The organism is Asanoa siamensis, assembly GCF_016862555.1.
Taxonomy (GTDB): Bacteria; Actinomycetota; Actinomycetes; order Mycobacteriales; family Micromonosporaceae; genus Asanoa; species Asanoa siamensis.
The window spans coordinates 18002-30686 of record NZ_BONE01000091.1 but is presented as its reverse complement, the minus strand read 5'-3'; the positions used below and the strand labels follow the sequence as shown (position 1 = coordinate 30686).

Below are 12685 nucleotides of genomic sequence, written 5' to 3'. Positions count from 1 at the left end.
CCCCGATCCAGATCCCGATCAACGTTTGCGGCAACGCGATCGCTCTGATCGGTGGGGCGTTCGCCTCCTGCGGCGGCGGCGCGATCGCGTTCAACGGCGAGAGCGCCGAGGTCGAGTCGGCCCGTGACGAGGCGCTGCCGCTGGTCGGCTCGCTGCCCGCCGTCTCCGGCCTCCCGGTCGTCGGCCAGCTCGCCGGCGGCGGTGCCGCTCCGGCCGCCCCGAAGATGGACGCCCCCGGCGCCCGCTCCGGTGCGACCGAGGGTGACGACTACTACAACGACGACCGCCACGGCAAGAAGCACGGCAAGAAGGCCAAGGGCGCCGACGGCGGCTTCAGCGGCGCGGTCGCGGTCAACCGGACCGGCAACATCGTCAGCTCGAACAACTTCGGCGCCCTGAACGGCACCCAGGTCGTCGTGCCGATCCAGGTTCCGGTCAACGTCGCGGGCAACGCGATCGGCATCATCGGTGGCGCGTTCGCGTCGGCCACCGGCGGGGCTGCGGCCATCAACGGCTGATCTTCGCAACAAGCACCACCCGGGGCCCCCGCAACCTGCGGGGGCCCCTTCATCATTCGGGGGTGTTACCCTAACGATCGTTCAGTAACGTTGGCGAAGGGGTCGCTGTGGCACTCGACGACGAAGATCTCGAGCAGCTCGGCAAGCGCGTCCGGGCCGGTGGCGCGGAGCGCTACCACGCGGCCAACGCCGCCAAGGGCAAGATGTTCGCCCGCGAGCGGGTCGCCCACCTGGTCGACGAGGGTTCCTTCGTCGAGGACGGGCTCTACGCCAACGCCCTGGCCGAGGGCCTGCCGGCCGACGGCGTGGTCACCGGCGTGGCGACCATCGACGGCCGCCGGGTCGCGCTGATGGCCAACGACTCGACGGTGAAGGCCGGCTCCTGGGGCGCCCGCACCGTCGAGAAGATCATCCGGATCATCGAGCGGGCCTACCAGTCCGGCCTGCCGATGGTCTACCTGGTCGACTCGGCCGGCGCGCGGATCACCGACCAGGTCGACCTGTTCCCGGGCCGCCGCGGTGCCGGGCACATCTTCTGGAACCAGGTCCGCGCCTCCGGCTCGATCCCGCAGGTCTGCGCCCTGTTCGGCCCGTCCGCGGCGGGCGGCGCCTACATCCCGGCGTTCTGCGACGTGGTCGCGATGGTCGACGGCAACGCCAGCATGTATCTGGGGTCCGACCGCATGGTCGAGATGGTCACCGGCGAGAAGACCACGCTGGAGGCGATGGGCGGCGCGGGCGTGCACACCCGCGAGTCCGGCGTCGGCCACTTCCTCTGCAAGACCGAGGACGAGGCGCTCGACACGGTCCGCCGCTACCTGTCCTACCTGCCGGCCAACTACACGCTCGCGCCCCCGGCCGTCGAGGCCGTCGCGCCGCCGGCGGTCGACCTGGCCGGCATCGTGCCGCCCAACGAGCGCCAGGCCTTCGACATGCGCAAGTTCGCCAAGGGCGTGCTCGACGAAGGCTCGTTCTTCGAGATCCAGGCGCTCTGGGCCAAGGAGCTGACGATCGGCTTCGGCCGCCTCGACGGCGAGGTGGTCGGCGTGGTGGCCAACAACTCGATGTTCAAGGGCGGCGTGCTGTTCGTCGACTCCGCCGACAAGGCGACCCGGTTCGTCCAGCTCTGCGACGCCTTCAATGTCCCGCTGCTCTTCCTCGCCGACGTGCCCGGCTTCATGGTCGGCACCGCGGTCGAGAAGCAGGGCATCATCCGGCACGGCGCCAAGATGATCACCGCGATCAGCGAGGCGACGGTGCCGAAGATCTGTGTGGTCGTGCGCAAGGCCTACGGCGCCGGCCTCTACGCGATGGCCGGCCCGGGCTTCGTCCCCGACGCCACGATCGCGCTGCCCACCGCGAAGATCGCGGTGATGGGTGCCGAGGCCGCCGTCAACGCGGTCTACGCCAACAAGATCGCCGCGATCGACGACGAGGAGGCCCGTTCCGCGTTCGTCGCCGAGCGCCGCGAGGCCTACGAGCGCGACATCGACATCGTCCACCTGGCCAGCGAGCTCGTGGTCGACGCGATCGTGCCGCCGGACCGCCTGCGCGCCGAGCTGATCGACCGCTACACCGCGGCCCGCGGCAAGGACCGCCACTTCTCCCGCCGTCGCCACGGCGTGACCCCTGTCTAGAGCCAAGGAGCCGGCCATGCTCAACGAGGAGCACGAAGCGCTGCGCGAGAGCGTCCGTGAGTTCGCCCGCGACGTCGTCGCACCCGTGATCGCCAAGCACTACGACGACCACACGTTCCCCTACGACATCGTCGCGGCGATGGGCAAGATGGGCCTGTTCGGCCTGCCCTTCGCGGAGGAATACGGCGGCATGGGCGGCGACTACTTCGCCCTCTGCCTGGCCCTGGAGGAGATCGCCCGCGTCGACTCGAGCGTCGCGATCACCCTGGAGGCCGCGGTCTCGCTGGGCGCCATGCCGATCTACCGCTTCGGCACCGAGGAGCAGAAGCGCCGCTGGCTCCCGCCGTTGCTGAGCGGTGAGGCGCTCGCCGGCTTCGGCCTCACGGAGCCGGGCTTCGGCAGCGACGCCGGCGGCACGGCGACCCGCGCCGTCCTCGACGGCGACGAGTGGGTGATCAACGGCGCCAAGGCCTTCATCACCAACTCGGGCACCGACATCACGTCGTTCGTGACGGTGACCGCGGTGACCGGCACGCGCCCCGACGGCGGCAAGGAACTCTCCACGATCATCGTCCCGTCGGGCACGCCGGGCTTCACGGTCGCGCCGGGCTACTCGAAGGTCGGCTGGTGCGCGTCGGACACGCACGAGCTGAGCTTCGAGGACGTCCGCGTCCCGGCGGAAAACCTGCTGGGCGAACGCGGCCGAGGCTTCGCCCAGTTCCTCCGCATCCTCGACGAGGGCCGCATCGCCATCGCCGCGCTGGCGGTCGGCCTGTCGCAGGGCTGCGTCGACGAGTCGCTGCGCTACGCCCAGGAACGCCACGCCTTCGGCCAGCCGATCGCGGGCTTCCAGGCGATCCAATTCAAGATCGCCGACATGGAGAAGCGCGCCCACCTGTCCCGCCTGGCCTACCACGACGCAGCGGCCGAAATGCTCGCGGGCCGCGACTTCAAACGCCGGGCGGCGATCGCAAAGCTCTACGCGACCGAGAGCGCGGTAGACAACGCCCGCGAAGCCACCCAAATCCACGGCGGCTACGGCTTCATGAACGAATTCCCGGTAGCCCGCTTCTGGCGCGACTCCAAGATCCTGGAAATCGGCGAGGGCACGTCGGAAATCCAACGCCTGGTCATCGCCCGCGATCTGGGCATCGCGTAGCAATCGGACGATCCATACCTAAGAAGCCGGTCCCGGGTCCGTCGGGGGCGCGACCGTCGCTCCCGCCGGACACCGCTCGCTCCGCTTAGCTGCCACCTCCGCCGCGGGTCACGGCCTTTCGACAACCGCGCCTCGTGACGCCGCAGCCTGCCATGCACCGCGCAGCACCAGTCGCCCCGACGATGACCGAACCGTTGAGGCCCGCATATCGGCCAGCCACCGGTGACACGGCCGGCACTCCGCGAGCCGCCAGGGGAATGCCTTCGGAAGCGGTGGTCGCTCCTGCCGACGCTACGGGGTAGGTCTGGGAGCTGCTGTCGCGGCCGGCAGCTTCGGGGTTGCTGTCGCGGCTGCGCCTGCGGCGGGTCGGGCCGTGGCGTCCAGCCGCTGCCGTCGTTGACGAGATTGCCCGGTCGGCGTGTGGCCGGACCGGGAGCTGCTGTCGTGGCCGCGGCCGCCGCTGGACGCCACCCGCGGCCGCGCGCGAGCCGGGCCGGAGCTGACTGTCGTGGCTCGCCGATGGGTGCCGTCCCGTCCGGGTCTTTCAACCGGATCCAGGAGCGCAGCACCCGTGGCTGGCCGTGATCGATGACGCGGAGGCGGTGTTGACCGCGATCAGGAGTAGCCGTAGCCGCGCCCTTCGCTGGTAGAACGGCACCGCCTGCACCGCCTGCACCGCCTGCACCGCCTGCACCGCCTGCACCGGCAAACCGAGCCCGACCGCCACCTCGGCGAACCGCCCACTCTGGTCGTGGGGGGACGGTCACGGTGCGTCCATTCTCGGCGGTCGGTCGGGCGTGGGAGCGCGCTGCGGTGAGCATCGGCTTTTTCGGCGCGGGTCGTGGACGCGTTTTGTCCGTGTGGCGCGGGCCTGGCAGGGACGGGCCCCCTTGGGCCCGGCCCGGTGTCCGGCGGGAGCGACGGTCGTGCCCACGACGGACCCGGGACCCCGGATCCGGATTTTGATCGCCTGCTGAGAGCGCTTCGCGGATATCCGACGTCAAGGACGGCCGAACGCCGGGTGGCGCGGGGTGGTGAGAGGTGCTTGCATCTCCCGGTACTCATCCCGGGGAGGGGAAGCCCATGTTCGCTGCGCTCGGTCGGGCGATGGTTCGGTGGCGGTGGCCCGTGCTGGCCGGCTGGCTCGTGCTCGTCATCGCCGGCGGGGCGTTCGGTGGGCAGGTGTTCGATCGGCTCGCGACCACCGACAACCTGCGGCCCGATGCCGAGTCGCAGCGTGCCGATCAGCGGGTGCAGCAGCTCAAACCCGAGGGCGAGAAGGTCGTCGCCGTGATTCGGGAGCGGGACATCTACGACCCGCCGCTGGTCGAGAACGTGCAGAAGATCGCCAACGAGATCCGGCGGATCGACGGGGTCAAGGCCGTCGACGACCTCTACAGCGCGCCCGGTGGGCGGATCGGTGCCGACAACCGCAGCTCCCTTGTGGAGGTCGAGCTGCGACCGGGGCTGCCCGACGCCCAGCGTGAGCAGGCCGAGGACCTGGTCGCCGCCGCCCTGCACCGGATCGATGCCCCGCAGGTGCTCGTCGGCGGTGAGAAGCTGGCCGAGCGGGAGTTCGCCGACCAGGCCATCCGGGACGCTGCCGTCGGTGAGAGCATCGCGCTCGCCGTGCTGCTCGTCGTGCTCGTGCTCATTCTCGGCGGGTTCGTCGCCGGGCTCATCCCGCTCGCCGCCGCCCTCGCGTCCGTCGCCGCCACCTTGCTCGGGCTGCTGCTGCTCACCGCCCTCGGCGACGTCGGCGAGTTCACCGTCAACGTGGTCACGTTGCTCGGCATCGGGCTGGCCGTCGACTACGCGCTGCTGATGATCGCCCGGTTCCGGGAAGAGCGTGCCGCCGACGAGGATGCCGGGGTCGCGGAACTGATGGCGCGGGTCACCGCCACCGCCGGCCGGACCGTGCTGATCTCCGGTCTGGCCGTCGCCGCCGCCATGCTCGGGCTGTTCGCGTTCGCCGAGCCGCTGCTGGCCAGTATGGCCCTCGGCGGCGCCGTCGTCGTCGTGCTCGCCACGCTCGCCGGGCTCACCGCCGTGCCGGCACTGCTGGCCACGGCGCACCGGCGGATGCCGGCCGAGGGCGTGCGGCACCCGCTGCTCGACCGGCTCCCGCGGCCCAAGCAGGCACTCCTGCCGAAGCTCGCCGCCACGGCGCAGCGCAAGCCCGGCCCGACCGCGATCGCCGTCTCGCTCGGGCTCGTCGTGCTCTCGCTGCCGTTCGTGCTCGGCGCCAACCTGGCCAACTCGGACGCCCGCGCGCTGCCGGCCGACGCCGAAGCACGCCAGGTTCACGAGACGGTGCAGCGGGACTTCAACGTCGGCCGGGCCGAGCCCGTGGTCGTGGTCGTCGACGCCGACCCCGCCACCGCTGCCGTGCGTGACCTGCTCAACCAGCTCAACACCATGCCCGGCGTGGTGCTCATGCAGCCGCGGCCCGACGTCACCGGGGCTGCCGCGATCGTCGATGTCACGCCCGCCGGTGCGACCGGCGACCAGACCTCGCGCGACCTCGTACGCCAGATCCGCGCCCTGAACACGCCCGTGCCGCTGCTGGTGGGCGGGCCGGCCGCCGAACTCGTCGACTACCAGGAGTCCGTCGCGAGCCGCCTGCCGTTCGCCGTGATCGTGCTGTTCCTCGTCACCGCGATCCTGCTGTTCGTGCTCACCGGCTCGCTCGTCATCCCGGTCAAGGCCCTGCTGATGAACGCGCTGACCCTGCTCGGCACCCTCGGCGTGCTGGTCGTCGTGTTCCAGTGGGGCTTCGGCGACGTGCTGCTCGGCTTCGACTCCTGGGGCGCCATCGACGTCACCACGCCGGTGCTGCTCTTCGTCTTCATCTTCGGGCTGTCGATGGACTACGAGGTCTTCCTGCTGGCCCGAATCAAGGAGGAATGGGACAGGCGGCGGCGCAACCGGCGGCCCGAGTACGACGCCGCCGCGAGCGACCGCGCGGTGCTCGCGGGCATCACCCGCACCGGTCCGGTCGTCACGACCGCCGCACTGTCCATCTCGGTCGTCTTCCTCGGCTTCCTGCTCGGCGGGCTGACCGCGGTCAAGGAAGTCGGGTTCGGCATGGTGGTCGCGGTCGTCCTCGACGTGACCGTCGTCCGCGGGCTGCTGCTCCCGGCGCTGATGAGCCTGCTCGGCGAGTGGAACTGGTGGGCGCCCGGCCCGCTGCGCCGCCTGCACCAGCGCTGGTTCGGGTCGGCGAGCGGGGCCCCCGTGAAGGCCACCGCCAGCGTCCCGGCCCTAAAAGAAACGATTTCGACCTAGCAAGTATTAAGGGTCTGTCGGGAATCTGGCGTTCACCGGTCAGTGACGCGACGTTGAGGTCCCGGTCGGGCCCGACGCTGCGTACCCTTCCTGCCCATGACCGCGGATCACGGCACTGACCAGGGTTTCGACGCCCTGCTCAAGGCCCGCCGCCGGGAGGCCGGGCTGACCCAGAACGAGCTCGCGCACCGGGCCGGCGTGGGCGTCCGGACCGTACGTGACCTCGAGCGTGGCCGGGCGTCCCGGCCGCAACGCACCACTGTGGACCTCCTCGCCGAGGCGTTGCAGCTCAGCGCGGAGGCGCGCGCCGAGTTCCTCGCCGTCGCGCGGGGCACGCCGACGCCCGCCGAGGAGCGTCCGGCGGTGCCGGCGATGACACCGCTGACCCCGGCGTCGGTCGCGGCCAGTCGTGGTCGCGGGCTGCCGCCGCCCGGCCCGCTGGTCGGGCGCGACCTCGACGTCGCCGAGGTGGCGCTGACGCTGCTGCGCGGCGACGGTCGCCTGGTCACGCTGGTCGGCCTCGCCGGCGTCGGCAAGACCAGCGTCGCGCTGGCCGTCATCGAGCGCGTCAAGGAACGGCACCCGGGCGGCGTGGCCGGCATCGTGATCAGTGAGGGTTCGACCGAGAGCGACGTGTTGACCGCCGCCGCGACCGTCCTCGGTGTGGCCCGGGCCGACGACCTGGCCGGCCGCCTCGCCGGCGCGCCCAGCCTGCTGCTGGTCGACGCGGTCGAGCGCGCGCCCGGCGCCGTCGCCGAGGCGTTGCACCGGCTCGGTGGCGTCGCACCGTCGCTGCGCATCCTCGCCACCGGCCGGCATCCCGTGGGCCTGCCCGGCGAGCGCGTCTGGCCGGTCGTCCCACTGGAAGTGCCGCCGACCGACGACCTCGACCTGTCCGCGGTGTCGAAGTTCCCGGCGATCGCGCTCTTCCTCGAGCGGTTGCGCCGCGTCCGCCGCGACCCGCTCGAGCCCGGCGAGGTAGGCGCGCTGGTGCGCCTGGTCCGCCGCCTCGGTGGGCTGCCGCTGGCCATCGAGCTCGCCGCCGCCCGCGGCCGGGTCCTGGACATGAACCAGATCCTCGACAGGTACGGGCATCGCCTGCTCGACCTGGCCGGCAGCGCCCACGAGGCGGCCGCGGTCAGTTTGCGGGACGCGGTCGCGGCCAGCTACCGGCTGCTCGAGCCCGAGGAGCAGGTGGCTGTGCGTCGCCTGTCGCCGTTCCGCAACCGCTGGTCCGTGGAGCTGGGCGAGGCGATGCTGGCCGACACGGCGGCGCCCGGCGGCCCGCTCGACGGCGACCCGGTGCCGTTGCTGGACCGGCTCGTCGCGCTCGGCCTGCTCGGCATGCGCGGGTCCGGCTCGATGCGGTTCCGGCTGCTCGACGTGGTCCGGGACTACGCCGAGGAGCAGGCGGCGGCCGAGGGCGAGCTGGCCGCGGTGCGGCGGCGGCACGCGATGGTGATGGCCCGGTTCGCCGCCCGGGTGGCGCCGGAGCTGGCCGGGGGCACGCTGCCCGGTGCGGTCGCCCGGCTCGACGAGGTGAGCAGCGACCTGTGGGGCGCTTTGGCTCACTCGGCGATCGACGACCCGCACACGGCGCTGCTGCTGGCGGCGAACCTGCCGCGCTGGTGGCGGTTCCGCGGGCGGGACGCGGCGGGCCGGCAGTGGCTGCGCCGACTGCTCGACGACCCGCGTACCGCCGACGCCGACCCCGTCCTGCGGGCCTGGGCCCAGCTCGGGGTGGCGCAACTGGCCGCCGAGCACAGCGCGGCCGCGAGCGAGCTGCCGGCGGCCGAGTCGGCGCTGGCGACGTTCCGCTCGCAGGGCGACGTTTCCGGCGAACTCGCGGCCCGCAACCAGCTCTCGGGGCTGTGGATGTCGACCGGGGGGTACGACGAGGCACGCCGGCACGGTGCGGCCGCGCTCTCGCTGGCGACGCGGACGGGTCGCACCCGCGACATGGCGGTCGCGCAGAGCAACCTGGCGTGGCACGAGATCCGGGCCGGCGACCTGGCCGCGGCCCGGCGCCGGATGGCGGCGGTCGACCGGCTGGCGGCACAGTGCGGCGACGACCGGCTACGCGCGTTGGCGGTGGCAAACGTGGCGGAGGTCAACCGGCTGGACGGCCGCTACGAGGAAGCGGTGAAGATGGGCCGGCGGGCGATCTCGGCCCTGGAGCGGCTGGGCGACCCGGGCCACCGGGCGCGGGTGCTGGGCACGATCGGTCTGGCGCTGGCCCTGGGCGAGCGGCCCAACGAGGCGTTCCCGGTGCTGGCCCAACTGCGTTCGGTGGCGGCGGTGGGCGACCCGGGGGTGGGCGAGGCGCCGGCGAGCGACGTCCAGGGGCCGAGCGCGATGATCGAGGCCACGCTGGCGGCCCGTCGCGGCGACCGCGTTTTGGCGGCGGAGTGGTTCGGGGTGGCGGTGCAGTCCTATGCCGGGGGGCGGGATTTGCGGGATGTCGCGGAGGCCTTGGTGGGGCTGGCGTCGGTGACCGAGGATTCGACGACCCGGGCGTCGGTGCTGGGCCGGTTGGAGGGGGTCTGCAAGGAGGGCGGCATCACGTTGTTGCCGTCTGAGCGGGCGCGAGCCGAACACGAAGGCCGCGGCTGACGGTCACGAAGGCCGCGGCTGACGGTTCAGTTGTGAAGGTCTAACGCGGTGGCCGAAATGCTGGCCGGGCGTGATGACCCGGCCCGACGGCGGTGGCGTGATGGCCGAGACTGACGGCCGACAGGCAAGCGGACCTGAGGGCCCATGTGCGCAGTTAGCGCGGACATGAAGACAGCCGGCGCTGACTGCCCTCCCAATCAGTCAGCACCGGCTGCCTTCCACCCCCGCTCGACGCGGACGAGCCCGCCCCCCGACGGACCTTCGGAAATGTCCGCGCCGCGCCCCCGTGGCGCTTGCGCTTTGTTGCCCCTGTGAACCGTGGTTCCTGAGTACCGTATCGGGGGTCGTGAGCCCGCCGTCCCAAATGCGGCTTTCAGCGGCATGAGACCCACGGTTCTGCCGGTCTTTCTGCCGGTAGCGCCGTCGAGGCCAAACCGGCAGAAACGTCAGGCGCTGACCGGCTCCGCGCGGTCCTCGTCCGGAGCACCATCCGCGCCCGCGGTGGCGCAGGGGTTGACCGCGTCCCGGATCCGGCGGAGGTAGTCGAGGAACTGGTCGAGCTCCGCCGGCTCGAGCTGGCTCGTGAACCACTGCTCGATCAGCTCCAGGTGGCCCGGCAGGGTCTCGGTGAGCCGGGCCACACCGGCGCTCGTCACACCGGCATAGCTACTGCGTCGGTCCGTCGGGCAAGCTCGACGCCGGAGCAGGCCGTCGCGCTCCATCCGGTCGACCACCCGGGTGACGCCGCTGGTGGAAAGGGACGTCTGCGCCGCGAGATCGGTCATCCGCAACTCGTGCTCCGGCGACCTGACCAGCCGCATGAGCACCTCGAACTCCACTGCTGACAGGTTGTGCCAGGCCAACTGCGCGGCGAAGCGCGCCGAGAGCCCGGTGAAGGTCTCGGCGAGCAGCCCGACAGCGGTGATGCGGGGATCTTCATGCAGCTCAGCCACACCGAAAGTGTAGCAGTGGTTGACGCGCGGAATATTGTTGGCGGTATAGTTGCTGACGCAACTGAGTCCGAGACACACCCTCCCTCCCAAAAGAGCTAGCTCCAATGACCGACACCGCCACCAACAACACCCGGGTCTGGAACGGCCTGACCATCCCGACCGCCGGCACCTACGAGATGGACCCGGCGCACAAGCTGGTCGGTTTCGTCGCGCGGCACATGATGGTCGCCAAGGTCCGCGGTCACTTCGAGGAGGCGACGGCCACCATCACGGTCGCCGAGGACCCGTTGGAGTCCTCCGTCAGCGCCACCATCAAGGCCGCCAGCATCACCACGGGTGTCGCGGACCGTGACAACCACCTCCGCAGCCCCGACTTCCTCAAGACCGAGGAGTTCGAGACCATCGAGTTCCAGAGCCTCGGTGGCGTCAAGGAGGTCAACGGCGCGGAGTTCGTGCTCCCCGGCGAGCTGACCATCCGCGGCGTGACCCGCAAGGTCGAGCTGAAGGTCGAGTTCGAGGGCGCCGGCCGCAACCCGTACGGCATGGACATCTTCGGCTTTTCGGCCAGCACCGAGATCGAGCGCGAGGAGTTCGGCCTGACCTGGAACGTCAACCTGGAGACGGGTGGCGTGCTGGTCGGCAAGAAGGTGCGCATCGAGCTCGAGGGCGAGGCCGTACGCCAGGCCTGAGCGCCTTCCGGCAGGCCCGATCCGGGTTAGCCACAGCACATTCCCGAGGCCCCGGCAGCTGATCACAGCCGCCGGGGCCTTGGCGTATGGTGGACTGAACGCTTTGATCCGCTTACAAAGGGTGATAAGTATCTGGTTTGTCCCTGGCCGAGCGCACTCGGGCCTCCTACCGTGAAGGGTCCACTCGCCAGTCATACGGGGCCGTGCGCCGGGGAGGGCACACATGGGCAAGGATGTGTCGCCGGTTGGTTTCTCCCGCGAGGATCGCGTCCGGTATCGGCAGAAAGTCCGGCGATGTCTTGATGTCTTCGCGCTGATGCTCGACGACTTCGAGTTCGACGCCGAGCGGCCGACCACCGGCCTGGAGATCGAGCTCAACCTGGTCGACAAAGACGCCGAGCCAGCCATGCGCAACGCGGAAATCCTGGCCAACCTTGCGGATCCGACGTTCCAGACCGAGTTGGGGCAGTTCAACCTCGAGCTGAACGCCCGGCCGCGGCTGATCGAGGGCGACGGTTTCGCCGACTACCAGCACGACATCCAGGCCAGCATCGGGCGCGCGGAAGACCGGGCCAACAAGGCCGACGCGACCATAGTGCTGATCGGCATCCTGCCCACGCTCACCCCGCGGCATCTGGTGCTCGGCAACCTCTCCAGCAACGAGCGCTACTGGGCGCTCAACGAGCAGATCGTCTCGGCGCGCGGTGAGGATATCGGGCTCGACATCCGCGGCGTGGAACGGTTGCAGACGTTCACCGACTCGATCGCGCCGGAGTCGGCCTGCACCAGCGTGCAGTTCCACCTGCAGGTCGCGCCCGACACGTTCGCCGACTACTGGAACGCCGCGCAGTCCATCGCCGGCATCCAGGTCGGCATCGGCGCCAACTCGCCTTTCCTTTACGGCAAACAGTTGTGGGCCGAGACGCGGATCGCGCTGTTCGAGCAGGCGACCGACACCCGTCCGGACGAGCTGAAATCACAAGGGGTACGCCCGCGGGTGTGGTTCGGCGAGCGATGGATCACCTCGATATTCGACCTGTTCGAGGAGAACGTCCGCTATTTCCCGCCGTTGCTGCCGATCACCGACGACGAGGATCCGGTGGAGGTGCTGCACAACGGCGGTGTGCCACGGTTGGGCGAGCTCCGCCTGCACAACGGCACGGTCTATCGGTGGAACCGCCCGGTGTACGACATCACCAACGGGCGGCCGCACCTGCGCGTCGAGAACCGGGTGCTCCCGGCCGGCCCGACGGTGGTCGACATGCTGGCGAACGCGGCGTTCTACTTCGGACTCGTACGCGATCTGGCTGAGGCCGACCGTCCGATTTGGAGTCAGCTGCCGTTCACGAAGGCCGAGGAGAACTTCCACGCCGCGGCCCGGCGGGGCCTGGACGCCCGGGTCTACTGGCCGCGACATGGCGAGGTGCGGATCGCCGACCTGGTGCCGGATGTGCTGCTGCCCCGCGCGGCGGCCGGCCTCGACCGCTTCGGCGTCGACCCACGCCACCGCGACCACTTGTTGTCCATCATCGCGGAGCGCTGCCGCACGGGCCAGAACGGCGCGGCTTGGCAAACGGCGATGGTCCACGCGGCAGAACGCAAACGCGGCCTGGACCGCACAACGGCGCTGCACCACATGCTCACCCGCTACGGAGAGCTGCAACGCACGAACGACCCGGTCCACACCTGGCCGGTGGACTAGTTCCACGCGCCGGATGATCCCGGCCCGCGGAGCCGGCGGGTGTGGCGTCCGGCGCACAACCGCAACGCGGCTGGCAGGACAGCGACGTCCACGCGCAGCTCGCCGACCACGCCGGCGCCAAACACC

8 protein-coding genes and 1 pseudogene are annotated in these 12685 nt (G+C 71.0%); 7 read left to right on the top strand and 2 right to left on the bottom strand.

Features of this window, described 5'->3' with window-relative positions; translation table 11 throughout:
• From Asi02nite_RS35050 to Asi02nite_RS35040, 3 genes and pseudogenes are all read left to right on the top strand, one after another.
• A pseudogene (locus Asi02nite_RS35050) lies at positions 1-518 on the top strand (hypothetical protein); the annotation flags it as partial.
• Between the two features lie 107 nt (positions 519-625).
• Positions 626-2155, top strand: coding sequence for an acyl-CoA carboxylase subunit beta (locus Asi02nite_RS35045; protein ID WP_203718329.1), 1530 nt, complete (start codon positions 626-628; stop codon positions 2153-2155).
• A 16-nt stretch (positions 2156-2171) separates the two neighbouring features.
• A complete protein-coding gene (locus Asi02nite_RS35040; protein WP_203718328.1) occupies positions 2172-3314 on the top strand; it encodes an acyl-CoA dehydrogenase family protein in 1143 nt (380 codons plus the stop codon).
• A gap of 544 nt (positions 3315-3858) precedes the next feature.
• On the opposite strand, the gene Asi02nite_RS35035 is transcribed toward Asi02nite_RS35040, so the two are convergent.
• Positions 3859-4041, bottom strand: coding sequence for a hypothetical protein (locus tag Asi02nite_RS35035; protein ID WP_203718327.1), 183 nt, complete (start codon positions 4039-4041; stop codon positions 3859-3861).
• Positions 4042-4397: 356 nt separating this feature from the next.
• On the opposite strand from Asi02nite_RS35035, the gene Asi02nite_RS35030 reads away from it, so the two are divergent.
• Together Asi02nite_RS35030 and Asi02nite_RS35025 are read left to right on the top strand one after the other, a co-directional pair.
• Positions 4398-6602, top strand: a complete 2205-nt coding sequence (locus Asi02nite_RS35030) for an MMPL family transporter (RefSeq protein WP_239127458.1) — start codon at positions 4398-4400, stop codon at positions 6600-6602.
• A gap of 96 nt (positions 6603-6698) precedes the next feature.
• Entirely contained in the window at positions 6699-9215 is a 2517-nt protein-coding gene (locus Asi02nite_RS35025; RefSeq protein WP_203718326.1) for an ATP-binding protein, read from the top strand.
• Between the two features lie 446 nt (positions 9216-9661).
• Here Asi02nite_RS35025 and Asi02nite_RS35020 read toward each other — a convergent pair whose 3' ends face one another.
• Complete coding sequence (locus Asi02nite_RS35020; RefSeq protein WP_203718325.1) at positions 9662-10168, bottom strand: MarR family winged helix-turn-helix transcriptional regulator; 507 nt, start codon at positions 10166-10168, stop codon at positions 9662-9664.
• Between the two features lie 104 nt (positions 10169-10272).
• Between Asi02nite_RS35020 and Asi02nite_RS35015 the strand changes: the two genes are divergently transcribed.
• Positions 10273-10857: a YceI family protein gene (locus Asi02nite_RS35015; RefSeq protein WP_203718324.1), complete on the top strand. Its 585-nt coding sequence runs from the start codon at positions 10273-10275 to the stop codon at positions 10855-10857.
• 223 nt (positions 10858-11080) lie between these two features.
• On the top strand, positions 11081-12559 hold the full coding sequence (locus Asi02nite_RS35010) for a glutamate-cysteine ligase family protein (protein ID WP_203718323.1): 1479 nt from the start codon (positions 11081-11083) through the stop codon (positions 12557-12559).
• Positions 12560-12685: the final 126 nt, after the last annotated feature.

Bases quoted from the DNA above. Each gene is read 5' to 3' on its own strand.
- Asi02nite_RS35040 (WP_203718328.1), top strand. From the start codon at position 2,172: ATGCTCAACGAGGAGCACGAAGCGCTGCGCGAGAGCGTCCGTGAGTTC.
- Asi02nite_RS35030 (WP_239127458.1), top strand. From the start codon at position 4,398: ATGTTCGCTGCGCTCGGTCGGGCGATGGTTCGGTGGCGGTGGCCCGTG.
- Asi02nite_RS35025 (WP_203718326.1), top strand. From the start codon at position 6,699: ATGACCGCGGATCACGGCACTGACCAGGGTTTCGACGCCCTGCTCAAG.
- Asi02nite_RS35015 (WP_203718324.1), top strand. From the start codon at position 10,273: ATGACCGACACCGCCACCAACAACACCCGGGTCTGGAACGGCCTGACC.
- Asi02nite_RS35010 (WP_203718323.1), top strand. From the start codon at position 11,081: ATGGGCAAGGATGTGTCGCCGGTTGGTTTCTCCCGCGAGGATCGCGTC.